The organism is Streptomyces sp. AK08-02 (assembly GCF_033795085.1).
Classification (GTDB): domain Bacteria; phylum Actinomycetota; class Actinomycetes; order Streptomycetales; family Streptomycetaceae; genus Streptomyces; species Streptomyces echiniscabiei.
Genome location: NZ_JARAZV010000009.1, coordinates 358,813 through 382,741, shown reverse-complemented (window position 1 = coordinate 382,741; position 23,929 = coordinate 358,813). Strand labels below are relative to the sequence as shown.

Sequence of the window (23,929 nt, the reverse complement as noted above, 5' to 3'; positions counted from 1 at the left end):
GGGATCCGGGCAGCACGTGAGTACCCGCGGGTAGGCGATCACCAGAGCTCGTACGCGCCCTCGCCGAGCACGGCATCGACTGCGGGGTCCTGATGGCCCCGGTGATCCCGTTCCTCAGCGACGACCCGGCCCAGTTGCGCGCCACCGCGCGCGCGATCGCCGCCCGGGGCCGCCTCCGTCACACCGCTGGTGGTGTATCTGCGACCGGGAGCCCGTGAGACGTACAGCCGCTCGTAGCGGCGCACCAGATACGGGTGGTACTGCGACAGCCAGGCCATGAACCATTCAGGCGACGCTCGGGGGCGGGCGTGCCCGGCTCCACCGTGCGCCACAGCTCAAGATCGGTGAAGCCGACCGAGACGGAGATGCCGACGTCGGTGACCTGTGAGGCCTGCACCAGGAGGTCGAGGTCGCGCAGGATCAGCGTGCCCTTCGTCAGGATCGAGAAGGGGTTCGCGTGGTCGCGCAGGGCGGCGAGGATGCCCGGCATCAGGCCGGTAGTGGCCTTCGGCGCGCTGGTAGCAGTCGACGTCGGTGTCCATCGCCTTCGAGGCCGCCTGTTACGACCAACGCGGGCACCTGGTGCTCTGGCGTCACAGCGCGGGCGGCTGGCACCAGATGGCCCAGTCCACCTGTCCGCCCGACTCGGCTGACGGGCCGCCCAGTTATGACGAGCACGGGGTGGGCGTCGAGGGTGCGGTTCTCCCCGGGATGTCCGATGCCGTGTTCATCGTCACGGGGCCGTTTTCGGGCGACGGGACGGGCAATGCGGTGGCGTTCGGCAACGGTCCCGACGGCTGGGGGCTGCTCGTCCAGAGCGGAGTGAGCCAGTGCGTTCGTCGGGCACCGGGAGCGGTTCCTCCGACACCGGCCAGTACCTGTCGGCCCGGTTCACCGGTGACCTTATGGAAACGGCGGTCAACTCGGGGGCATTCTCGAACGCCTTCGGATCCGGCTTCCCCGTCCGCGGCATGCGCCAGCAAGGGCATGTGTGCTGCGGACGCAACGTCGGCCACGGCTCACGTCACGGCCGGTGCTCAGGTGAGGACCGCGTATCCGGTAGTTGCTGAAGGCCGCCAAAAGTTGATCACCGGGCCCCTGTGGCCGCTCGCGGGTATCGCGCAGTCGCTGTGGGGCGAAGACAGCAAAACGTCGTTCCAGCCTCTCGAGACCAGTCCCGGTGGCTGTCGCACCCGGGGAGCCACACCGTGGTACATCCCGGCGACCTTGCACGCGCCCGAGTTCCGCGTGGGTCAAGGCGCGCCGGTCGAGATCACCTTTCGCAATCGCTCCTTGACCGGCGTGGTCCTGATGGCTCCTGCCGAGTAAAGCCGCCGCGACTGCCGTTGAATCACAAGACCCCGGTTCGGCACAGCCGTGGGGACTCATAGTGCGGCAGGCCCAGAAGAGGTGCGAAGGCGCGAAGAGGCATACGAGGCATACGAGGCATACGCGGACATGAGTCGACAGGCGGGTCCGTCGGCACGGAAAGCACGGGCAGAGAGCCGGAGGTGGCCGCGGACCGGTTCGCCCAGTCCTTCGTCGCGGTCACGTCGAAGAGCCGCGTCAGCGTCCCCGCGGTCGCCCGCAGAGCGTCCTCGGCCTTGATCTGCACTCGCGTCGACTCGGGCGGCAGCTGCTCGCCCTCCTCGTCCTTGGGCTGGTAGGTCCGGGAGATACCGGCCAGCAGGGCGGGCTTCTGCACGTCCTGGTGAGCCTGGGTGAGCTCCTGGAGAGCCTTGGACTTGACGCCCCTTTCGACTGCGATGATCTGATTCAGCTTCGGCACACGGCGAACCTAACAATCCCGCGCCGCACGCACATCCGATTGAACGCCTGCCCCGTCTTTTCCGCCCGAGAGGGCGGGGCGGCGAGTGTGAGCCCGGACCGGGGCACGAAGGCCACCAACCGTAAGGAGGCCGCCCGGCCGGCGGCCCGTGCGGTGCATCGCAAGGCGGAGGGCCACGGCTCCTGCCGCACGTACCTCGGCGGTCCGGCCAACGCAGCTGGCGCGACACGGTGAACCTTCCTGGTCACAGTCCCTAGCCGGGGCCCGCGCCTCACTCGGCGCCGAATTCACAGCCGACCAGCTGTGGGAGCGACTGTTCGCGCCGAGCGTGCAGAGCGAGCCGACCGCCGATTACCTCTTCGCGCGCGCCCTGCCGCGACCGAGGGACGCGAACCAGTTCCTCAACGCCTGCCGGAGCATGGCCGACGAGTGGGGCGGGCTCGCCAGCACGGAGGAGGACGTGCTCGCGGCGACCGAGCGCTTCTCCCGCTGGAAGCTGCAGGATCTCGCCAAGGAGTACCTCGTCAACCATCCCTTCTTGCGGTCGCTGTTCCCGCTGTTCGCGAACAGCGGGTACGCCGTCACGCGGGAGCTGATCGATACCCGGTTCGAGGCCCGCAGGGAGGCGCTGCACGAGGAGTTTCCCGCCAACACGGACAGCCTGACCCCGCAGGGAATTACCGATGTGCTGCAGGGGGTGGGCTTCCCCGGCGTGTGGCGGGCGACGACGTCGTCCACACCGGCGGGATCCACGCGCCGCCCGGCCCCGGAAAGGACGAGTTCCACGTGCATCCGTGTTGTCGGCCCGCCCTCGACAGCGGCGACAACCGCGACGTAGGCATGAGCCATGCCGACGGATATCCCGAAACCGGCCGCGATGCGCGCGAGGGTGACATGACGACGCAGGTACGCCCAGCGCGACCAGCACACGCTGGTGTGGCGGGAGCTTGCACCGCCGGTCACTCACGGCTCAGCTCGGCGACGGGATCGGTCTCGGCGGTCACTGGCTACGCAACGCGGAGGGACCGGGCCTGAACCCCGCTTTGCCCCGTCAAGTGGAACGTTTCGTCGAGCCAATCCAGCCCGTCCGACCATCCTGTGCGGTCTGTGCGGTCTGTGCGCAGCGCGAGGATTCCCGCACGCAGCGCTATCGCGATGAGATGCGTGCGATTCTTCGCGCACAGCTTTTCCCGGATGCTGCGCATATGGGAAGCCACCGTGCGGGGTGAGATCGACAACTGGTCGGACATGTCCGCGTCCGACAGGCCGTGGGCTGCCAGAAGGAGGATCTCCAGTTCACGGGTGCTGAGCCGGCCAGAGCTATCGACTGTCACTGCCATGGTGCCTGCCTTGTTCGGAGGGGGGCAAGACCGGCGGCGTCGTCCGCCCGGTGCGTTGAGACTCTTCCGTGACTCCCGGGCGCCGGCCATCGACCATTGGACCGATACCCGGCAGTAGGCATCGGCCGATCGACGGTCCGAAGGCGTCAACTCACCGGGTCCTTGCGGCCGTTCGGTCCGTCGGCTTTCCGCGGACGGCCGGATCCGCCACCTGATCCGTGGCATGCTCGGCCGCGTGAGCAGCCCCGCGACACGCGTATTGATCGCCGACGACCAGGATCTGGTCCGGGCCGGTTTCCGGCTCATCCTCGACGCCCAGGAAGACATCGAGGTGATCGGAGAAGCCGCCGACGGGCTCGCGTGCGTGGAGTTGGCGCGCGCGTTGCGGCCGGACGTGTGCATGGTGGACGTCCGTATGCCGAAGCTGGACGGGCTGGAGGTGACCCGGCTGCTGGCCGGCCCCGGGGTGACGCACCCGACTCAGGTCGTGGTGGTCACCAGCTTCGACCAGGACGACTACCTCAACGTGGCGCTGCGCAACGGAGCTTGCGGCTTCCTGCTGAAGGACGCCGCGCCCGCGCTGCTGGTCGAGGCGGTACGGGCGGCGGCGCGCGGTGACGCGCTGGTCTCGCCCGCGGTGACGCTCCGGCTGTTGAAGCAGTTGGAGGAGCGGGCGTCGGCGTCGGTGAACGGCACTGGTATGCCCGAATCATCGCTCAGCGCACGGGAGTTGGAGGTCGCCCGGCTGGTGGCGGTGGGTCGTACCAACCAGGAGATCAGCGATGAGCTGTGCCTGTCCCTGTCCACCGTGAAGACGCATCTGGGCCATATCCACCACAAGCTCGGTGTGCGCAACCGTGTGGAGGTCGCCGCCTGGGCCTGGGCCAACGGGACTGTCCGGCCCGGACGTTGATGTTGATCCTGCGACGCTTCTGTATTCGATCTGTGTCCCTGCCCACAGATCGTTCCACTAGCTGTCAGGCAGGCACCCGGATGCCTAACCTCCGGTTGTATGACAACTTCGTCACTCGCGGCACTCTCGGCACGAGCGACCCAACCGCACCACGGCACCCCTCGGTTACCCATGCAGGGGTGGCTGAGCCGCCGCACCCTGTACCCGGTCCTGGGCATGCTGTGGATGCTCGACATGGGGATCATCGGGGCACGGCAGCGCGGCCCCCTCGACTGGTTGCCGCTCGTGACCGGCTCCCTCGCCCTGGGCCTGCTGCTCGTGCCGGAAGCGCGCCTGAGCATCGAGTTGCGGGCCGGAGTCTCCGCGGCCTGCTCGACGATGGTGACGCTGGGCACCTGCCTCATGGGGTGGGCCATGCCCGAATGGGGGCTGCTGGAGACAGCCTGCATGCTGGTCCTGCTCGCCCGCGTCTGCCGTGACGTCAACCGCCCCGGCATCGCACTCGTACTGGCCGCTGCGATGGGGGCCAGCGTCATCGACGAACCCCTGCGCACCGGGGGCACCGGAATCACCTTGACCTATCCCTTCCTGCTGACGTTCGCCGTCGGCGGGACGGTCGGGGTCGGCTGCTACCTGCGCACCCTGGACGCCCGGCGCAGGCGTACGATCGCCGCCGTACGGCTCGCCGAACGGGTGCAACTCGCCCGGGAACTGCATGACTTCGTCGCGCACCATGTGACGGGCATCATCGCGCAGGCGCACGCCGCAGGGGTGATCCACGAGAGTTCGCCCCATCAGGTCGGCCCCATCCTGAGCAATATCGCCGAGGCCGGACAGCGGACCATGGACTCCATGCGCCGTCTGATCCGCGTACTGCGTGAGGAAGGCGAGCAGACCACCGTCGAGCGTCCGGAGGAGCCCTACGCCGAACTCGCCAAGCTGGTCTCGGCGTTCAGCGGCCAGGGTGACGGATCGACCGCCCAGCTCGAGATCACCGGCGCCGCCCGGAGAAGCGGTCTGCTGCCCGAGGTGGGCTCCGCGGTCCATCGCGTGGTGCAGGAGGCGCTGACCAACGTACGGCGGCACGCGCCGGGAGCCCAGGCAACCGTGCGTGTCCACCGCACCGGACACGACCTGCTCCGGGTCGACGTCTACAACACCGGCTCCGAGCGCCGGGGTTCCCGTCCCACGGGAGGCGACGGCGGCTACGGCCTGATAGGTCTGCGTGAGCGGGCGGAGGCGGTCGGCGGCTCCCTGACGGCCGGCTCCGCCGACGACGGCGGCTGGTGGCTCATCGCCCATTTCCCACTGCTCACGGAAGCCACCCTCCAGGGCACCGAACCACCCGCCGCCCCTGTTGCGTTGTCCCGCCCGCAAGCAGGCCGCCACGCAAAGCGCACTGTCCGCAAGGAGCCCGAGCCGGAGATGAACTGGGAAGCGGTGTAGGCGATCCGGCGCGTGAGTTAGGCAATTCTACGAATGCGCCCGACAGGGCCGCCCTCTAGTGTCGGAGACCCAAAGGTGCCGGGACGGCCTTCTTACGTTCCGCAGAGTGGTGAAACGGCCCGGGCCGGGCCCTGCCGAGGGCCCGGCCCACCCTTTCCCGTTCACCGCTTCGCGAACTGGCGGACCGGTGCCCCTCTCCGAAGAAAAGCAGGAGGCCCATGAGTACGGCCCTCGTGGTGGGCAGCGGCCCGAACGGTCTCGCGGCTGCCGCGTACCTCGCCCGGGAGGGTGTCGAGGTCACCGTCCTCGAAGCCGACGACACCATCGGCGGCGGCACCCGCACCAGCGAACTGACCCCGGGACTCCTGCACGACCACTGCTCCGCCACTCACCCCATGGCCGTCGGCTCCCCGTTCCTGCGCGGCCTCGACCTCGGCCGCCACGGCCTGAAGTGGTGCCTGCCGGATGTCGACTGTGTGCACCCGCTGGACTCCGGGGAGGCAGGGGTTCTGCACCGGTCGGTGGAGGAGACGGCCCACGGGCTCGGCGCTGTCGACGGACGCAGGTGGCGGCGGGTGTTCGGGCCGCTCGCGGACGGCTACGACGCACTCGCCGAGGACCTCATGCAGCCGCTCACCCACCTGCCCCGCCATCCCCTGCGCCTGGCCAGGTTCGGGCCGCAGGCACTGCTTCCCACCGCCGTCGTCGCCCGGCTGTGGCGGTCGGAGACCACCCGCGCGCTCTTCGCGGGGGTGGCCGCGCACGCGTTCCGTCCGTTCGACCGGCCCGCGAGCGCCGCGGTCGGTTTGACGATCATCGCCGCCGGTCACCGGTACGGCTGGCCCGTCGCCTCGGGCGGTTCCCGGGCGATCAGCGACGCGCTGGCGGCGCTGATCGCGGAGCTCGGCGGCCGTATCGAGACCGGTGTCCGGGTGCGGTCCCAGGTCGACCTGCCTCCGGCCGACGTGGTCCTCTTCGACCTCGCACCGCGCGCGGTCGCCGACATCCTGGGCGACCGGCTGCCGGGGCGGGTGGCCCGGGCGTACCGCCGGTACCGCCACGGACCCGGTGCCTTCAAGGTCGACTTCGCCGTCCAGGAAGGTGTGCCCTGGACCAGCGAGGTTGCCCGCCGGGCCGGCACCGTCCACCTCGGGGGGAACTACGAGGAGGTCGCCGCCGCCGAGCGGGCGATCCATGTGGGGCGTATGCCCGAGCGTCCCTTCGTGCTCGTCGGCCAGCAGTACCTCGCCGATCCACGGCGTTCGAAGGGCGACGTCCACCCCGTCTGGACGTACGCGCATGTTCCGCACGGCTACAACGGCGACGCCACGGAGGCGGTAGTCGCGCAGATCGAACGCTTCGCCCCCGGATTCCGCGAGCGGGTCCTGGACACGGCCGTCCGCTCACCGGCCGGCTTCGAGGAGTACAACCCGAACTACGTCGGCGGTGACGTCGTGGCCGGGGCGAACACCGCCCTCCAGCTCGTGCTGCGCCCCCGCGTCGCACTCGACCCGTACAGCACCGGTGTGCCCGGCATGTACATCTGCTCCGCGGCCACGCCACCGGGCGCGGGCGCCCACGGCATGTGCGGCGCGAACGCGGCCGCATCGGCACTGCGCCGAATTCGCCGATAAGCGGCAAACCCTTTTCCGAGAAGGTCCGGACCACATGGTCCGGGCTTTTTTCGTGCCGCCCGCACACTGTGAATCCCGTCACTTCGAAATTCGTCAATTTTATGGATGTGGGGCACTGCGGGCGCCCGTAGTGTTCTTTCTCGAAGGGCACGGAAAAAGGTTCTCCGAAGCCCTCGGAACGAAAGGGAAAAGCGAATGAGCAGCATTGCGAAGGCGATGGACCGTATGGACCTCCCCGTGGAGGGTGTCATCCTCGCGTCCGCTCGTCCCACCCTCGGTACCCCGCGCATCGGCCGAGTCAACGGCGCCAACGCGCTCAACGCGCTCGCCGCCCTGGGGGACCTGGCTCAGGTCGCCGGTGGTGTCGGACAGGTGGTCGGCGCGGCCAGCGCGGTGGAGGCCAACAACGCCGCGGTGGATGCCAACAACGCGGTCGCGAACGCCGCGAACGCCCAGGCCGCGGCTGTCGGCGGCGCCGTCTGATCCGCTCCGCACAGCCTCACTCCCCGTGGCTGTCGGGAACTGATCGACGAAGTGCATGAAAAAACTGCCGGGCCAGAGGTGTGTTCTGGCCCGGCAGTGTGCCTTGAGGCAAATAGATCGCAACAAGAGGCTACCACGAAAGAGGGGCCCGTGAAATTCAGCGGAAAAATTCCTCCCGTCATTCCGGGAAGGATCACCTCTGCGGTGTTCGGACCGGCTCCGGTCGGCAGGGATCGCGCCATCGGCATGTCGGAACGGCTGGCCGCGGTGTCCAGCCTGCAGTCCTCCCTGGAGTACCTGACCCAGCGGAAGGACATCGAGAAGGGCGGCATGAACGACTGGGAGGTCGCCCGGCAGTACCTGGCCGGGGCCGGCCCCCTGACGCGCCGTCTGGTCGACGGCGTCAGCGGGGTGCGGACCACGACCGCCCTGCACGCCGCCCGCACCGCCGTGGCCCTCGGCATGCTGCTGCCCGGCGACTCCCGCTGGCGGGGCGCCGGCAACGTCTTCCTCGGCACGTCGTCCGCCCTGCTCTCCCCGCGCCACCACTACGGCGGCGACGGCTCCGACCAGGTGGCCACGCTGGTGCAACTGGCCACCGGCGCGGCCCGCCTGGTGCCGTCACCGGCCGCCAAGGACGCGCTGCTCTGGTACGCCTCGCTCCAGGCCAACATGGCCTACGCGATCTCCGGCTGGGTCAAGCTCTTCGGCAAGCCCTGGCGCGACGCCACCGCGCTCGGCGGCGTGATGCGCACCCGTACCTACGGGCACGAGGGCATGCACCGGTGGACCCAGGAACACCCGAAGACCGCCAAGGTGCTCACGCACAGCGTGCTGGCACTGGAGTGCTCCTTCCCGCTCGTCTACGCCGGGGGCGGCAAGCTGACCCGCTCCATGATCACGAGTGCCGCCGCGTTCCATGTGGCCAACGGGTACTTCATGGGGCTCAGCAGGTTCGTGACCGCCTTCCCCGCGTTCCACCCCCTGGTCGCCTACACCGCCGCCCCGCGTTCCCACCCCACCGTCGCCGGCCGCGACGACCGTGCGCTGACCGCCGCGGCCGCCGCACTCGCGGGCGGCACCCTCGCCGCTGCCGCCACCGCCGTGCGGCGGCGCCTGCGTACCACCGAGGGCTGGCACACCTCCCGCACGCTGACCGCACGGAGCAAGAACCGGCTCCAGTACGAGGAGTACTCGCCGGGCGATCCCGAGCAGCCGGTCGTCGTGCTGGCGAGCGGGCTGCTGTCGACCAGCGAGCACTATGCGTGGATGGCCGAGCGCCTGTGCTTCGAGACCCGGTACGGGGTCATCACCTACGCCCGCGCGGGATACGCCGGCAGCCACCGGCACGCCACGACGGCCTTCCGGCTGTCGGAGTCCGTCCAGGATCTCGTCGATCTCGTGAACGGCGCGGTCGCCCCGCACCGCAAGGTGATCCTCGTCGGCCATTCCATCGGGGGCGAGCTCGCTCGCCGCGCCGCCCGCCACCTGGGCGACCGGCTCCAGGGCATCGTCTATCTGGACTCCTCCCACCCCGGCCAGTTCACCAGCGGACTGGGCGCGAGCGAGAAGGGCCTGGCCGGCAACTTCACGGCCGTCAGCCGGGCGCTGCGGCTGGGTACCGGCATCCTCCTCACCCACCCGGTGTGGATCGGCGAACTGCCGTACGCCTACCGGAAGAAGGTCTTCGCGCAGTACGCGGACGCCCGTATGTGGGAGGCCGCGCGCCGCGAATGGAAGGCGATCCGGGCCGACTTCAAGTCCTTCACCGGCGCGCTCGCCCGGATCGAGGGCGTGCCCGCGCTGGTGGTCTCCGCCCAGCGGACCGTGGACCGCAACCCCGAACAACTGCTGCTCCACAGGGAACTGGCCGAGGCCCATACCGGCGCGCGCACCGAGACCGTGGTCATCGAGGGCGCCACCCACGAGACCATGCTGATCACCAGCCGCTACGCGAACCAGGTCACGGACCGCGTCATCGCGTTCTTCGACGGCCTCGACCATCGCTCGCCCACCACCCAGGCCGCCCCGTCATCATCCTCCGCCCGCCCCGTCGGCCGGAAGGAGACCGCCCGATGAAAACTCTGCCACGTCCGCGACTTCAGGACGCCCTCACCGGAGAGGGCGCCCCCTGGCGGATCGCCGGAGCCGCGGTCCTCCTGCTGACCTTCGCCGGCCAGCACCCCCACCACGACTTCAGCCGGGTCCGGGCCCGGGACCACTTCTCGCTCCTGCCGAACTGGCGGTTCTTCGCACCGCACCCGGCCATGCACGACTACCACTTCCTGTACCGCACGGTGAGCGGCGACGGCTCGGCCTCCACCTGGCGCGACGCCAGCGGCATCGTCGACCGCAAGCCCATGCACCTGGTCTGGTTCCCGACCCGCCGCGCCGACAAGTCCGTCTTCGACGCGTGCCAGGAGATCCTGCCGCGCCTCGAACAGGGCTTCGCAGCCGCCGCCCACACCCCCGGCTACCGCCTGATCAGCGAGCACGTCCGCACTCGTATCGCCGCCGAGGACACACCGGCCGACGACGTCAGGGGCTTCCAGTTCGCCCTGGCCTCCGGCACCGGCTACGACCTGCGCCAGGGCCCCCGGCTGATGTTCGTCTCCCCGTTCGTCCCGCTCGACCCGCACGCGCCGAGCACGCCGCTCACCGGGTCCACACCACTCACCCCCGCCAAGGCAGAAGCGAGGGCCTGACCATGACCCTCGACAACCCCTTCTTCCTCAGCGGACTCGCACTGGTCGGGGTCGGCCTCGTCAGGGCGGTCCTCCTGTACGTCCAGGTCCTGCGCGGGCGCGAGCAGGACGGGAGTGACTCCGAGTGAGCCCCTCCGGCCCGCGGCCCCCGACCAGGCCGCGGGCCTTGCACCGGGCGGTCCCGCAGCTCCATCTCCATCTCCTGTGGGGCAAGGGTGCCAAACCGTGGCAGGCGCTCGGCCGGCACCGCAAACTGATCGCGCTCGGCATCCTGCTGGGCCTGCTGGGCGCCACGGCGTCCCTGGCCCAGCCCGCGGTCATCGGCGCACTGGTCGCCACCGTGGAGGACCGACGACCGGTGACCGAACCCATCCTGTTCGCCGCCGTCCTGTTCATCGCCGACGCCGTCCTCGGCGCCCTCCACTCCTACGTGATCGGGCTCGCCGGCGAGAACATCGTCTACGACATCCGCAGCAACCTCGCCTCCCGGCTGCTGCGCTCCCGGTTCCGGGCGTACAGCGGCTGGAAGCAGGGAGACGTGTTCGCCCGGATGGTCAGCGACACGCTCCTCGCCCGCACCACGATGACGCACGCCATCGACAGCATCATCCAGAACGGCTTCCTGGTCGTCGGCGGTCTCGCGCTGATGGCCTGGGTCGACGAGGTGCTGCTCCTCGCCACCGTGGGCTGTCTCGGCGTCACCAGCGTCATCTCGCTGTGGCTGGCGCGCGGGGTGCGGAAGGTGTCGATCACCAACCAGACCGACACCGGCAACTTCGGCTCCGCGCTGCTGCGGGTGCTCGGCGCGATGCCGACCGTGAAGGCGTCCCGGGCCGAGACCCGGGAAGCGGAGGGCATCGCGGACATCGCGAAACAGGCCCGCAAGTCGGGGATCAAGGTGACGGTGCTGTCGTCGCTCCTCGACCCCACCATGAGCATCGGCACGCAGCTCGCCCTGACCGTCGTCATCGCTCTGGGAGCGGCGCGCACCGCGACCGGCGACATGACCGCCGCCAACCTGACGGCCTTCATCCTCTACCTTTTCTACCTGGTGGCCCCACTGCTGACGCTGTTCACATCCATAGCGCAGTTCCAGGTCGGCCGGGCGTCGATCGACCGCCTGGCGGAGCTCGGCAAGATCGAGGTGGAGGGCGACCGGCCGACGGACCCCCCGACCGGGCGCAAGCGCGGCGCCCGTGCCCCCAGAAGCACATACGGCAGCGGTCTCGCCTTCGACACGGTGACCTTCGCCTACCCCGGCAGCGACAAGATCGTCCTCGACGGCGTCTCCTTCAGCGTGCCCGCCACCGGACTCACCGCCGTCGTCGGCCCGTCCGGCGCCGGCAAATCCACTGTCTTCCAGCTCATCGAGCGGCTCTTCGACCCGGTGTCGGGGGCGATCCGCATCGACGGCACGGACATCACCGACCTACCCCTGAACCAACTCCGGTCCATCGTCGGGTACGTCGACCAGGACCACACCCTGCTGCGCGGCACCGTCCGCGACAACCTCACCTACAGCGCGCCGGACGCCGGCGACAAGGACATCGCCGAGTCGTTGCGCATGGCCAACCTGACCGATGTGATCGGCGCGCTGCCCCAAGGCCTCGACACCGAACTCGGCGACCGGGGCGCCGGCCTGTCGGGCGGTCAGCGACAACGCCTCGCCATCGCCCGTACGTTGCTGCAGGCGCCCCGGTTCCTGCTGCTGGACGAGGCCACCGCCAACCTCGACACCGAGTCGGAGAACGCGCTGCGCGACAGCATCACGATGATCTCCGGCTTCTGCGCGGTCATCGCCATCGCCCACCGGCTGTCCACCGTCACCGAGGCCCACCAGATCGTCGTACTCGACCGGGGACAGGTCAACGCCGTCGGCACCCACGACGAACTCCACCGGCACAGCGACCTCTACCGCCGGCTCGCCCGGCTCCAGGAACTCAGCGACGTGGCGCCCTGATCCCAAGATCCCGCCCAAGATCCCGCCAGGAGAACCTGATGAACGACTTCCTGCTGGCCCCGCTCGTCGTGGCCATCGGCATCGTCGGCTTCCTGATCACCACCGGGGCCGTCAGCATTCCCGCCGTCATCGGCACCGCCCTCGTGGTCCTGTTCGGCGCCTGCTCACAGGTCAGAGGGAACAGCCACCCGAGGACCACCCCACCCAAGAAGCGGAGGCAGCACCCATGAGCACGTTCACCAAACCCACCACGCAAGGCATCGTCGACGACATCGGCTACGGCCGTCAGTTCGACGGCTGGTACCACCGCCTGTTCCCCGACGACGCGTCCGTCACCGCCGAGGTCGACCGACTGGCCTCACTCCACCCCGACGCGGCCTCGGGCACCGTCGAGTTCGGCGTCGGCAACGGGCGCCTCGCGCTCCCGCTGTCGCGCCGTGTCGGCAGGATCACCGGCATCGACTCCTCGTCCGAGATGCTCGACGTCCTGCGCCGGAAGCTGACCGACGACACCCCCGTCGAGGCTGTGCACGCCGACATCCGCACCTACACCGCCGACCACACCGTGGGGCTCGTGTACTGCGTCTGCGCCACCCTGTCCATGCTGCTCACCCCCGAGGAGCAGCAGCAGGCAGTGCGACGCGCCGCCGACCTGCTCGCCCCCGGCGGCCGACTCGTCATGGAGACCCACAACAAGCCGGCCATCATCGCCCTGCACGAGGGCCGCGACCGGGACACGTACTTCACGCCCTACCCGGAACCCGGCACCGGCCTGCAGAGCCACTCCCTGCTGCTGCCCGAGGGCTCGCTGTGGCACCTCTCCCACGTCTGGTACGAGTCCGACGGCACCTCCCGCGTCGGCACCGAGGTCTCCCGGCTGACCGCACCGGAGGAAATGGACGCATACGCCCGAGCCGCCGGCCTCGAACCGGAGGACCGCTTCGGCGACTGGCCCGTCGACGCGGCGCCGTACAACCCGCGTTCGCCGCTGGCGATCTGCACCTACGTCAAACCGTCGTCGACTTCGCGACTTCGAGACCTCCACGACCCTTTGTGAAGAGATCACGATGAACGCCGGTGGCGTCGCCCTGTCGGTCTTCAAGCCGCGTGGCATGGCCCGCTACGGGCGCCGCCGGCGTGAGCAGGACCTCCTGCCGCGCTGAACCTGCGGCCCGGGCCGGCTGGTCACCGGGACATCACCAGATGACGACTGCAGCGCAAACGCGCTCGGGTGCACCCGTTGTGGGCGTGCCCGGGCGCGCTTCGGTGTGTGAGGTCAGTGGTAGGCGTGGACGACGGCATGGTCCTTGCCCCGGCCGATCATCCACTTGTTGACCGGGGTCGTGATCACGAAGGCGACGGCGAAGCCGTCGAGCAGTGCGGTCCAGAACAGGGTGTCGGACACCGGGACCGGGAAGCGTGTCGGCGGGCGATGACGTCGCGGTGCCGGCCCAGTACCGTCTCCGGCCGCACCAGCAGCCGCATCCGGCGCAGCACTTCCCGTGACAGGCCATGGAGGAGCGACGCCACAAACGCCCGCTCGCCCGCGTGTATCCGGACCTGCTGCCCGTTCAGCTGCCGTTCCAGAACGCCGATGCGGTGGCGCAGAGTGAGCGCCTGCTCCAGGGGACCGTCTGACCGAGCGCTTTGCTGCAAGAACCCTGGGCCGTGAGTGGTTCGATTTCCGGGATACTGCAGATCCCGTCCGGGGGATTGCCCGAGCAGCGCAGGAACTGCTGTGGCAGGCTCGGCTGGTACGACCAGCCCTGCACCGGCACTTCGAAAGACTTGTGCGTCCACGACAACAAGGCGCCGCGACGGGAGCCGAGAGGTGCTGGATGACCCGGATCATCGGCCGGCCACTGGAGAGCTACACGAGCGACGTCAATGTCCCTGCGAAGTAGCCACGGTCATGATGACGGTCCGCGCTGTGTCCGCAGCCTGTGCCATAAGTCTCCCACCCCGAGTGGTCCGAGTCAGCGGGCGGCGTCGGCCGGGTGCCGAGCCGCCTTCAGCCATCGTGTGTTCGATCGCCGCGCTCCGCTCCGGTCGGCTCGTCCGCTCGCCGGGCACGCGGAACTCGTCGCCCTCCGGTGCCGCCGCGTCCGCGATCGCTTGTTCCCACTGCGGGTTCATGGGCACAGCGTGGTGAACACTGGGCCCGGTAAGCATGATCACGACACGGAGGGAACCGTATGACGCGCCCGATCACGGCAGGGGTGGACGGAACGCCCGAAAGTCACGCCGCGCTGGCCTGGGCGGCCCGGGAGGCCGTCCGCCGGGACCTCGCCCTGCGGGTCGTGCACGCCTGGCAACTGGTGCCCGACCAGGCGTTCGGGGCCGGGACCCGGGAGACCCACGACCAGTGGGTGCGGGAGGGGGTGGACGAGGCCGCGCGGAGCGTCGCCGAACGCCATCCGGGGCTGGACATGACCGTCGACGTGGTCGAGGGCGGCGCGGCGCACTCGCTCGCCGAGGCCGCCGCGCGGGCCGAGATGCTGGTGCTCGGCTCCCGCGGGCACGGCGCTGTCGTCGGGTTCCTGCTCGGCTCGGTCGGGCAGCACGTGATCGCCGAGTCCGCACGGCCCGTCGTCCTCGTCCGCGCCGAGGACCGGGCCTCCGACGAGGCCGCCGGGCGTGAGGTCGTCGTCGGGCAGCACGGTGACCCGGAGGAGAGCGCTCCGGCCCTGCGGTTCGCGTTCGAGGCGGCGGCGGCTCGTGGCGCGGCCGTCCGTGCCGTCCGCGCGTGGAGCCTGCCGCCGGTGTTCGCGTACAGCCCCGGCTCGCTGAAGCTCCTCGACGAGGCCGGGGGGCTGGAACCGTACGAGAAGAACGCGCTCGCCGCCGCGCTGGAGCCGTGGCGGGAGCGGTTCCCCGAGGTGCCGGTCACCCAGCAGGTGGAGATGGGCAGCGCGGGGGAGGTGCTGCTCTCGACGGCCCCGCGCGCGCAGCTCCTGGTCGTCGGACGGCGCGCCCACCGCTCCGCCGTGGGCGCGCGGATCGGTTCGGTCGCCCACGGCGTACTGCACCACGCGCACTGCCCGGTGGCCGTGGTCCCGCACGAGTGACTCAGACGGACGGCGCCGCCTCGTCCGTGGGCAGGGGCAGTGCCTGGCGGGCCTTGGGCAGGATGTTGACGATGTAGTCCTTGACCGCCGTGTCCAGGCCGATGTCGTGCTGCGCCCGCTCGGAGAGGAACCAGCGGTGCTCCAGCAGCTGGTGGTAGATCTCCGCGGGGTCCACGTTCCCCCGCAGCTCGCGCGGCACCTCCCGGACGGTCGGCCGGAACACCTCGCGCACCCACCGGTGCGCGAGCACCTCCGGGCTGGCACCGAGGGGGTCGCCCGGCTCGTAGTCGTCCTGGGTGGCCATCCAGCTCTCCAGGTCGCTCAGGAGCCGCCGCGCCTGGTTCTCCTCGGTGTCGAGCCCGGTCAGCCGCAGCAGCTGGCGCTGGTGGTGGCCGGCGTCGACGACCTTCGGCACGAAGGTCACGGTGTCGCCGTTCGAGGAGTGCTCGATCTGCATCTCGGCCACGTCGAAGCCGAGTTCGTTCAGGCGCCGGATCCGGCGCTCGATGTAGTGGTACTTGCCCGCCGGGTAGACGGAGGTGCGGGTCAGCTCCTGCCACAGCCGCTGGTAGCGGGCGCAGATCTCCATGCCGAACTCGATCGGGTCCACGGAGGGGTGCAGCGCTCCGGACGCCTCCAGGTCCAGCAGCTCACCGCTGATGTTCACCCGGGCGAGGTCGAGGTCGTACTCGCGCTGTCCGTCGCTGAGCTGCGGGTGCAGATCGCCCGTCTCGGCGTCGACCAGGTAGGCGGCGTAGGCGCCCGCGTCGCGCCGGAAGAGGGTGTTGGACAGGGAGCAGTCGCCCCAGGCGAACCCGGCGAGGTGGAGCCGGACCAGCAGGACGGCCAGGGCGTCCATCAGGCGGTGCATGGTGGCCGGGCGCATCGTCGTCTCGAACATCGAGCGGTACGGCATGGAGCCGCCGAGGTGCCGGGTGATCAGCACCGGCTCCAGGGCGCCGCCCTCGTCGGTGGCCCGCCCTGTGACGACGGCGAGGGGGTCGACGGCCGGGATGCCGAGCCGGTCCAGGTCCCGCAGCAGTTCGTACTCGCGCAGGGCGGGACGTTCCGCCAGCTCCTTGACGGCGATCACCTCGTCGCCGGCGCGTGCGTAGCGCACGACGTGCCGCGAGATACCGCGCGGCAGCGGAACGAGGTAGCGGTCGGGCCACTCCTCCAGGGGGAGGTCCCACGGCAGTTCGAGCAGGAGTGCGGGATGCTCGGGGTTGGTGGCGCTGATCTGCAATGCCATGGCTCGACCGTTCTCGTTTTGCCGGTGATCGTCACATCACTGTAGAGCGCCGCCTCACAGGGCCCGCTCCCGCGCCTGCCCGGCCGCCTCCAGCGCACTGCCGTGGTGCACGGGCCCGTGCCCGGGCAGTACGACGTCGCCCGGGAGCTTCGCCAGCAGGTCCAGGGAGGCCAGCGCACGCGCGCGCTCTCGGTGGAACATGTCCGGCAGCAGCTGTGGGCCCTTGAGCCGCGAGGTCGGATGCCCGCTGACCAGGGCGTCACCGGAGACCACGACCCCGGCGTCCGGGAGGTGGAAGGCGCAGTGCCCGTCGGTGTGTCCGGGGGTGTGCACGGGGACGGGTCCGCCAGGCAGGTCGAGCGCCTCCGGGAACGGCCGCGGCTCGGCGACCGGCACCTGCGCGGTGCCGCCGGAGCGGATCGCGTGCACGGCCCAGGGGAGCACACCGGGCCGCCACCCGTTCCTCAGCACCTCGCCGACGCTCACCTGGTGCAGGAAGTCCCGGCGTGCGTGCGGTACTTCGGCCTCGTGCGTCAGCACCGGCGTGCCGTACACGGAGCGCAGGTACTCGGCCGAGCCGATGTGGTCGTTGTGGGCGTGCGTGACGAGAACCGCCGCGACCGCCTCCGGTGAACTGCCCACCTGCGCCAGCGAGTCGAGGACCAGCTGCCGGTCGCCGGGGTAGCCGGTGTCGATCAGGGTGGCGGCGTCCCCCTCGGTGAGGATCACCCAGTTGGTGTTGCTCCCGTGTACGAGGTAAATGCCATCGGCGACTTGTTGGACGTCTGCCCGCATGATCTTCCCGTTCTGCAGTTCGCTGCCGGATGACGCACAGCAAAGCAGACGGCGCCGGAGTGGATCACGACGGGGCATGCTCCTCGGTCTCACAGCACCCCGCGCGGCCGGAACTGGACGCTGATGCGTGGACCCGTGACCCGTGTGCTCTTGGGAACGGCGTGCTCCCAGGTCCGCTGACAGGAGCCGCCCATCACGATCAGGTCCCCGTGCCCCAGCGCGCGCCGCACGGTGTCGCCCCCGCGCACCGGCCGCAGCAGCAGGTCGCGCGGGGTGCCCACGGAGAGAATCGCGACCATCGTGTTCTCGCGCGCACCGCGCCCGGTCCGGTCCCCGTGCCAGGCGACGCTGTCCCGCCCGTCCCGGTAGTGACACAGCCCGGCCGTGGCGAACGGCTCCCCGAGCTCGGCGGCGTAGTACGCGCCGAGCTCGTCCCGCGCGCGGGACAGCACCGGGTGCGGCAGGGCGTCCGCCTCGCCGTAGAAGGCCAGCAGCCTCGGTACGTCCACGACGTGGTCGTACATCTTCCGGCGCTCGGCCCGCCAGGGGACCTCGGCCGCCAGTTGTTCGAAGAGGGCGTCGGCTCCGTGCAGCCAGCCGGGCAGTTCGTCGATCCAGGCGCCGTGGCCCAGGGGGGTGCGGCGTATTCCGGCCAGGGTGTCGAGCCGAAGCTCGTCCGTCTGGTCGAAGAGCGAACCCTGGAGATGCGCGGTCATGACATCAGCGTACCTCTTTATTCGAATGTACGTTCCTATTGGTTGGGGTGGCAGGGCTGAGTGAGGGATGGCGGGATCCCGTCTGTCCCGAACCCTTTGGATACATCGATGCATCGGATACATTCGCGTATCGAACGGAGGGCCGGACATGGCGGTCGAGGGAACGACGGGGCGGGTGACCAAGCGCCGGGTGCGGACGCGGGCCAATCTTCTGGAGGCCGCCTTCGCGGTGTTCGCCGCGAAGGGGTTCGGGCGCGTCTCGATCGAGGAGGTCTGCGAGGCCGCCGGCTACAGCAGAGGCGCCTTCTACTCGAACTTCGACAGCCTCGACGAACTGTTCTTCGCCCTCTACGGGCAACGCGCCGGGCTGATCGCCGACCAGGTCGCCGGCGCCCTCGCCCTGGACGGCCCGGATCTCGACGTGCCCGCGGCCGTCGACCGGGTCACCGAAGTACTCCTGCTCGACCTGGACTGGCTGTTGGTCAAGACCGACTTCCTGGTCCACGCGGCCCGGGTCCCCGCCGTCGCACAGACCCTCCTGGAACACCGCGAGCGGCTGCGGCGGGCCGTCGCGGACCGGCTCGCCCGGGCCACCGGACACACCGAACTGCCCGCCGTACTCGGCAGCGCCGAGGGCGCCGCCCACGCGGTGATCGCCGCCTACGACGGGGTCACGACCCAACTGCTGCTGGACAAGGACGTCGAGCACGCGCGCGCGTGGCTCAAGCAGCTGCTCACCGCACTGCTCACCGACGGCCATGACAACCCGACCGCGCGCAGCGGCGGATGAGAGAGGGAACAATCGCCATGGATGCGGACGTCATCGTCGTCGGAGCCGGCCTCGCCGGGCTGGTCGCGGCACACGAGCTGACCAGCAAGGGCCGAAGGGTCGCACTCGTCGACCAGGAGAACGCCGCCAACCTGGGCGGCCAGGCCTTCTGGTCCTTCGGCGGGCTCTTCCTCGTCGACTCCCCGGAGCAGCGGCGCCTCGGTATCAAGGACTCCTTCGACCTCGCCTGGAGTGACTGGCAGGGCAGCGCCGGGTTCGACCGGGTCGACGACGAGGACTCCTGGGCCGTGAAATGGGCTCGCGCCTACGTCGAGTTCGCGGCCGGGGAGAAGCGGTCCTGGCTCGCCGGTCACGGCATCTCGTTCCTGCCGACGGTCGGCTGGGCGGAGCGCGGTGACCTGCGCGCCCACGGGCACGGCAACTCCGTGCCCCGTTTCCACGTGTCGTGGGGCACGGGCACCGGCGTCGTCGAGCCGTTCGTCCTCAGCGCCAAGCAGGCGTCCCGTGCCGGACTGCTGACCTTCTACCACCGTCACCAGGTCGACGAGCTCGTCGTCACGGAGGGCGCCGTGCGCGGGGTACGCGGCACGGTCCTCGCCGAGGACACCTCCGCGCGCGGAGTGGCCTCCAACCGGGAGCGGATCGGCGACTTCGAACTCACCGCCCAGGCCGTGGTCGTCACCACCGGCGGCATCGGTGCCAACCACGACATCGTGCGCCGCTACTGGCCCGAGCGGCTCGGCACCGCGCCGGCCAACATGGTCACCGGGGTGCCCGCCTACGTCGACGGGCGGATGCTCGACATCAGCGCCGAGGCCGGAGTACGCCTCGTCAACCGCGACCGCATGTGGCACTACACCGAGGGCATCCAGAACTGGAACCCGATCTGGCCCGGCCACGGCATCCGCATCCTGCCCGGACCGTCCTCCATGTGGTTCGACGCGCTCGGCCGCCGCCTCCCCGACCCCTGCCTGCCCGGGTACGACACCCTCGGCACCCTCAAGTACCTGCGCACCACCGAGGACATCGCCGAGCACGACCACTCCTGGTTCATCCTCACCCAGCGGATCATCGAGAAGGAGTTCGCGCTGTCGGGCTCCGAGCAGAACCCCGACATCACGGCCAAGAACCGCAAGGCATTCCTCAAGGAACGCATCCTCGGCAAGGGCGCCCCCGGCCCGGTGGCCGACTTCGTGAAGCACGGCGCGGACTTCGTGGTCGCGGGCTCCCTCGACCAACTCGTCGTCAAGATGAACGAGCTGACCGACAAGCCGCTCCTCGACGTGGACCGGGTACGCCGGCAGATCGAGGCCCGGGACCTCCAGATCGCCAACCCGTACAGCAAGGACGCCCAGGTCCAGGGCATCCGCAACTCCCGCCGCTACATCGGCGACCGGCTCGGCCGCACCGCCGTCCCGCACCGCATCCTGGACCCCGAGGCCGGCCCGCTCATCGGCGTCAAACTCCACACCCTCACCCGCAAGACCCTCGGCGGCATCCAGACGGACCTCGACTCACGCGCGCTGGGCACGACGGGCGAGCCTGTCGAGGGGCTGTACGCGGCCGGTGAGGTCGCCGGCTTCGGCGGCGGCGGCGTGCACGGCTACAACGCCCTTGAGGGCACGTTCCTCGGCGGCTGCCTGTTCTCGGGCCGCGCGGCGGGACGGGCGGCGGCCCGGGCGACAGGCTGAGACCCCTTCAGCGCCTTCCCCCGGACGTCAGCAGGTCGACCAGTACCGAGGCATGGCTTCGCGCGGGGGACCTGGTGGCGGTCACGAGCGTCACCGGTCCCCTGTCTGCCAGCGCGCGCAGCGCGTCCAGGGCGTCCGTCGCCTCCGGCGCCGCCAGCTCCGCCTCGTACCGGCGCCGGAACTCGTCGTAGGTGCCCGCCGCGTCCTCCTGGGCGTGGTACCAGCGGCGCAGTTCGGTCGACGGGGTCAGCGCCTTCGGCCATTCGTCGACACGCGCCGCGTCCTTGGACAGTCCGCGCGGCCACAGCCGGTCGACCAGGACGCGGACGCCGTCGTCCGGCTCGGGGGGTTCGTGGACTCTACGGACACGGACGGTCACGGGGAACCTCCGGTGGGCGGGGGGATGGCCGAAAGAATGATGTGGCCGGTCTCCGGGACTCGCAACTTGACCAGAAGGAGGAGGAATCCGCGCGGTGGCGCCTCTAGGGTGAAAGACCTGAAGATGATCAGACCCATCACCGTAGGAGCTCGCGTGAGACCCCCCAGGAAGTACGCAGGCAGACGCACCGCAGTCCTCCGCCGTGACGCCGTCGTCGCGACCGTGCCCGTCGCTCTCGCGGCCCTGCTGGCCGCCGCCGCGCCCGCCGGAGCCGCGACGACAGGCACCTCCGGCGTCGGCGACCCGTACTTCCCGCTGTCCGGCAACGGTGGCTACCACGTCGCCCACTACGACCTGAACCTCCGCTACGACCCCGTGAGCCGCCGCCTCGACGGCAAGGCGGTGCTCACCGTCCGTGCCACCCAGAAGCTGACCCGCTTCAACCTCGACCTCAGCGGCCTCAAGGTCACCGCCCTCACCGTCGACCGTGTGAAGGCCGGTTTCCAGCGCTCAGGGCAGGAACTGATCGTCAGCCCGCGCCACGCGCTGAACAAGAACCAGACGTTCCAGGTCGCCGTCACCTACTCCGGTGTCCCCAAGGCCGTCATCGACCCGGACGGCTCGAAGGACGGCTGGATAGCCACCGACGACGGCGTGTTCGTCGCCGGCGAACCGCAGGGCTCCATGAGCTGGTTCCCCGGCAACAACCACCCCAAGGACAAGGCGTCCTACGACTTCACGATCACCGTCCCCCAGGGACGCACCGCGGTCGCCAACGGTGTCCTGCTGAGCCAGCGGACAGCGGGCGGCAAGTCCACCTTCCGCTGGCGCCAGACCGAGCCGATGGCCGCCTACCTGGCCACGGCCACGGTCGGGAGGTTCAGGGTCGAGCAGTACACCACGCGCGGCGGCATCAAGGTCTACAACGCCGTCGACCCGCGCGAGGCCTCCGCCGCCGCGCCCGTGCTGAAGAAGCTGCCGTCCGTACTGGACTGGGAGGCGAAACTCTTCGGCCCCTACCCGTACAAGGCCGCCGGAGCCATCGTCGACCGGGCCCCGCAGGTCGGCTTCGCCCTGGAGACACAGACCCGTCCCGTCTACGACCAGGCGCCCGGCCTGAGCACCCTCGTCCACGAGAGCGCACACCAGTGGTTCGGTGACTCCGTCGCGCTGACCACCTGGAAGGACATCTGGCTCAACGAGGGCTTCGCGACGTACACGGAGTGGCTGTACGAGGAACAGCACGGCGGCCCGAGCGCCCAGAAGACCTTCGACGGCCTGTACGCCACGGCCAAGGACGACGACCTGTGGTCGTTCGCGCCGGCCGACCCGGGCAGCGGCGCGAACATCTTCGGCAGGCCCGTCTACGACCGCGGTGCCATGGCCCTGCACAAGCTCCGCAAGGCGGTCGGTGACCCGGCGTTCTTCAAGATCCTGCGCACCTGGGCCACCGAGCACCGGGGCGGGCACGGCACGACCGCCCAGTTCACCACCCTCGCCGAGCACGTCTCGGGGAAGGACCTGGACCAGCTGTTCCTGACCTGGATCGGCACGAAGGGCAAGCCCTCCGCGCCGTAGGACCGCTTGGTGGAACCGACCGCCTCCCCGGGTTTCGGCCCGGGGAGGCCCCCTCACTGCTCGCGCATGCCCCACGGCGAGCCGTACGCCGTCAGCAGGTCGAGGAAGGGGCGCGCGGGGAACGCCTCCGGGCCGAGGACGCCCGAGCCGGACCAGGCGCCGGTGGCGACGAGTTCCAGGGCGACGACCGGATTGACGGCCGTCTGCCACACCACCGCCTGGGAGCCGTACTCCGCCATGGACCACTGGTTGTCGACCACGTGGTACAGGTACACCTCGCGCGGCGCCCCGTCCTTCGTCCCCTTGACCCAGGTACCCGCACACGTCTTGCCGTGCATACGGTCGCCCAGGGTCGCCGGGTCGGGCAGACAGGCGGCGACGACGTCCCGGGGCGACACCGAGACGGGTCCGGCGGCGCTCGGGACGGTCACGGGGTCGGTGCGGTCCAGGCCGAGCAGATGGAGCGTCCTGAGTGTCTGGATGAACTCCTCGCCCAGGCCGTACTTGAAGGTGACGCGGCGTGCGTCGATCCAGCGCGGCACGAGCAGCACCTCCTCGTGCTCGACGTTCACGCACTCCACCGGGCCGATGCCCTCGGGGAAGTCGAACACCTCCGGTTCGCTGAAGGGCGGTGTGGTGAACCAGCCCCGGCCGGACTCGTAGACGACCGGCGGGTTGAGGCACTCCTCGATCGTCGTCCAGATGCTGAAGGACGGCGCGAAGTCGTAGCCGTCGACGGTGAGGTTGGCTCCGTCGCGGATACCGATCTCCGCGATCTCGTCGAAGAGTTCGTCGGCCGCGTACCGGGCGAACACATCGGACATGCCCGGCTCCACCCCCATGCCGACCAGGGCCAGCGCGCCCGCCTTCGCCCACTCGTCCGCCGCCGCGAACTGTTCGTCGCCGAGCTTCACCCCGCACACCTCGTGGGGCCGCTCGGCGTGCGGGCGCGACAGGGACATCGCCATGTCGACATAGGTCACTCCGGCGGCACGGGCCGCGCGGAACAGCGGCATCACGAAGCGCGGGTCCGTCGCGTTGAGCAGCACATCGCACCCGTGCCGGGCCAGCAGCTCCGCCACCGCACCCTCGTCGGACGCGTCGACCCGCTCCGCCACGAACCGCTCACCGGCATCGAGCGCCGAGACCGCGGCCTCGGACCGCGCCGGGTCGTAGTCGGCCACGACCATCCGGTCGAAGAAGGAGCGCCGGGCGGCGATCCGAGTGATGGCGGTCCCCACACCGCCGGCTCCCACGAGCAGCACACGCATGGCAAATCTCCTTGTTCGCGAAGGTTCGGACGCTGTTGTCCGCCCGATCCAACGCTTCGCCGTCGTCTAAGGTCAATGGCGTTGGCATAAGAATGAGAGGCCAAGAGGGAAGGGGGAGC

At 70.2% G+C, this 23,929-nt stretch carries 22 protein-coding genes and 5 pseudogenes; 17 read left to right on the top strand and 10 right to left on the bottom strand.

Translation table 11 applies throughout. The annotated features are described in order from the left end of the window. Positions 1-50: 50 nt before the first annotated feature. A pseudogene (locus PV734_RS20990) lies at positions 51-225 on the top strand (radical SAM protein); the annotation flags it as partial. Here the strand turns inward: PV734_RS20990 and PV734_RS20985 are convergent. Together PV734_RS20985 and PV734_RS20980 are read right to left on the bottom strand one after the other, a co-directional pair. Beyond that, positions 177-545 (bottom strand): annotated as a pseudogene (locus PV734_RS20985) (radical SAM protein); the annotation flags it as partial. The pseudogenes PV734_RS20990 and PV734_RS20985 overlap by 49 nt on opposite strands. Before the next feature lie 890 nt (positions 546-1,435). Then, positions 1,436-1,789 (bottom strand): annotated as a pseudogene (locus PV734_RS20980) (hypothetical protein); the annotation flags it as partial. A 148-nt stretch (positions 1,790-1,937) separates the two neighbouring features. Here PV734_RS20980 and PV734_RS20975 point away from each other — a divergent pair. Then, complete coding sequence (locus PV734_RS20975; RefSeq protein ID WP_415924236.1) at positions 1,938-2,627, top strand: P-loop ATPase, Sll1717 family; 690 nt, start codon at positions 1,938-1,940, stop codon at positions 2,625-2,627. Here PV734_RS20975 and PV734_RS20970 read toward each other — a convergent pair. Both PV734_RS20970 and PV734_RS20965 read right to left on the bottom strand, forming a co-directional pair. Continuing rightward, positions 2,603-2,750: pseudogene (locus PV734_RS20970) on the bottom strand (helix-turn-helix domain-containing protein); the annotation flags it as partial. The gene PV734_RS20975 and the pseudogene PV734_RS20970 sit on opposite strands and share 25 nt — an antisense overlap. A gap of 46 nt (positions 2,751-2,796) precedes the next feature. Then, complete coding sequence (locus PV734_RS20965) at positions 2,797-3,129, bottom strand: helix-turn-helix transcriptional regulator (RefSeq protein WP_319094489.1); 333 nt, start codon at positions 3,127-3,129, stop codon at positions 2,797-2,799. Positions 3,130-3,352: 223 nt separating this feature from the next. Between PV734_RS20965 and PV734_RS20960 the strand changes: the two genes are divergently transcribed. From PV734_RS20960 to PV734_RS20915, 10 genes are all read left to right on the top strand, one after another. Continuing rightward, a complete protein-coding gene (locus tag PV734_RS20960) occupies positions 3,353-4,042 on the top strand; it encodes a response regulator transcription factor (protein WP_319094488.1) in 690 nt (229 codons plus the stop codon). Between the two features lie 171 nt (positions 4,043-4,213). Beyond that, entirely contained in the window at positions 4,214-5,488 is a 1,275-nt protein-coding gene (locus PV734_RS20955) for a sensor histidine kinase (protein WP_319290797.1), read from the top strand. Between the two features lie 218 nt (positions 5,489-5,706). After that, entirely contained in the window at positions 5,707-7,122 is a 1,416-nt protein-coding gene (locus tag PV734_RS20950; RefSeq protein WP_319094486.1) for an NAD(P)/FAD-dependent oxidoreductase, read from the top strand. Positions 7,123-7,317: 195 nt separating this feature from the next. Then, positions 7,318-7,605, top strand: a complete 288-nt coding sequence (locus PV734_RS20945) for a hypothetical protein (protein WP_319094485.1) — start codon at positions 7,318-7,320, stop codon at positions 7,603-7,605. 204 nt (positions 7,606-7,809) lie between these two features. Next, positions 7,810-9,684, top strand: a complete 1,875-nt coding sequence (locus tag PV734_RS20940; protein ID WP_319094484.1) for an alpha/beta fold hydrolase — start codon at positions 7,810-7,812, stop codon at positions 9,682-9,684. After that, entirely contained in the window at positions 9,681-10,310 is a 630-nt protein-coding gene (locus tag PV734_RS20935; RefSeq protein ID WP_319094482.1) for a hypothetical protein, read from the top strand. Before PV734_RS20940 ends, PV734_RS20935 begins: the two co-directional genes overlap by 4 nt. 2 nt (positions 10,311-10,312) lie before the next feature. Continuing rightward, complete coding sequence (locus PV734_RS20930; protein WP_319094481.1) at positions 10,313-10,438, top strand: hypothetical protein; 126 nt, start codon at positions 10,313-10,315, stop codon at positions 10,436-10,438. Positions 10,439-10,476: 38 nt separating this feature from the next. After that, entirely contained in the window at positions 10,477-12,270 is a 1,794-nt protein-coding gene (locus tag PV734_RS20925) for an ABC transporter ATP-binding protein (protein WP_319290795.1), read from the top strand. A gap of 38 nt (positions 12,271-12,308) precedes the next feature. Then, a complete protein-coding gene (locus PV734_RS20920) occupies positions 12,309-12,500 on the top strand; it encodes a hypothetical protein (protein ID WP_319094479.1) in 192 nt (63 codons plus the stop codon). Then, positions 12,497-13,327, top strand: a complete 831-nt coding sequence (locus tag PV734_RS20915; protein WP_319094478.1) for a class I SAM-dependent methyltransferase — start codon at positions 12,497-12,499, stop codon at positions 13,325-13,327. Before PV734_RS20920 ends, PV734_RS20915 begins: the two co-directional genes overlap by 4 nt. 219 nt (positions 13,328-13,546) lie before the next feature. Here PV734_RS20915 and PV734_RS20910 read toward each other — a convergent pair. After that, positions 13,547-13,672, bottom strand: a pseudogene (locus PV734_RS20910) (DUF4396 domain-containing protein); the annotation flags it as partial. Positions 13,673-13,782: 110 nt separating this feature from the next. Between PV734_RS20910 and PV734_RS20905 the strand changes: the two are divergent. Together PV734_RS20905 and PV734_RS20900 are read left to right on the top strand one after the other, a co-directional pair. Then, entirely contained in the window at positions 13,783-13,908 is a 126-nt protein-coding gene (locus PV734_RS20905) for a hypothetical protein (RefSeq protein WP_319094477.1), read from the top strand. A gap of 557 nt (positions 13,909-14,465) precedes the next feature. Next, positions 14,466-15,338 (top strand): universal stress protein, encoded by an 873-nt coding sequence (locus PV734_RS20900; RefSeq protein WP_319094476.1) that lies wholly within the window; start codon positions 14,466-14,468, stop codon positions 15,336-15,338. 1 nt (position 15,339) lies between these two features. On the opposite strand, the gene PV734_RS20895 is transcribed toward PV734_RS20900, so the two are convergent. The 3 genes from PV734_RS20895 to PV734_RS20885 form a co-directional block, all read right to left on the bottom strand. After that, entirely contained in the window at positions 15,340-16,590 is a 1,251-nt protein-coding gene (locus PV734_RS20895) for a DUF4032 domain-containing protein (protein ID WP_319094475.1), read from the bottom strand. 54 nt (positions 16,591-16,644) lie between these two features. Then, positions 16,645-17,385, bottom strand: coding sequence for an MBL fold metallo-hydrolase (locus PV734_RS20890; RefSeq protein ID WP_319094474.1), 741 nt, complete (start codon positions 17,383-17,385; stop codon positions 16,645-16,647). Positions 17,386-17,474: 89 nt separating this feature from the next. Next, the gene (locus PV734_RS20885) at positions 17,475-18,101 is read right to left on the bottom strand and encodes an alpha-ketoglutarate-dependent dioxygenase AlkB (RefSeq protein WP_319094473.1); all 627 of its coding nucleotides are present in this window, start codon (positions 18,099-18,101) and stop codon (positions 17,475-17,477) included. 148 nt (positions 18,102-18,249) lie between these two features. Between PV734_RS20885 and PV734_RS20880 the strand changes: the two genes are divergently transcribed. Further along, entirely contained in the window at positions 18,250-18,891 is a 642-nt protein-coding gene (locus PV734_RS20880; RefSeq protein ID WP_319094472.1) for a TetR/AcrR family transcriptional regulator, read from the top strand. A gap of 17 nt (positions 18,892-18,908) precedes the next feature. Next, positions 18,909-20,582 carry an FAD-binding dehydrogenase gene (locus tag PV734_RS20875; protein WP_319290793.1) on the top strand — a complete coding sequence of 558 codons (1,674 nt, stop codon included), beginning with the start codon at positions 18,909-18,911 and terminating at the stop codon, positions 20,580-20,582. A gap of 7 nt (positions 20,583-20,589) precedes the next feature. Here PV734_RS20875 and PV734_RS20870 read toward each other — a convergent pair whose 3' ends face one another. Then, positions 20,590-20,961 (bottom strand): DUF488 domain-containing protein, encoded by a 372-nt coding sequence (locus tag PV734_RS20870; RefSeq protein ID WP_319094470.1) that lies wholly within the window; start codon positions 20,959-20,961, stop codon positions 20,590-20,592. A gap of 153 nt (positions 20,962-21,114) precedes the next feature. On the opposite strand from PV734_RS20870, the gene PV734_RS20865 reads away from it, so the two are divergent. Continuing rightward, positions 21,115-22,539 carry a M1 family metallopeptidase gene (locus tag PV734_RS20865; RefSeq protein ID WP_319290790.1) on the top strand — a complete coding sequence of 475 codons (1,425 nt, stop codon included), beginning with the start codon at positions 21,115-21,117 and terminating at the stop codon, positions 22,537-22,539. A gap of 53 nt (positions 22,540-22,592) precedes the next feature. Here PV734_RS20865 and PV734_RS20860 read toward each other — a convergent pair whose 3' ends face one another. Further along, complete coding sequence (locus tag PV734_RS20860; RefSeq protein ID WP_319094468.1) at positions 22,593-23,810, bottom strand: saccharopine dehydrogenase family protein; 1,218 nt, start codon at positions 23,808-23,810, stop codon at positions 22,593-22,595. Between the last annotated feature and the right edge of the window lie 119 nt (positions 23,811-23,929).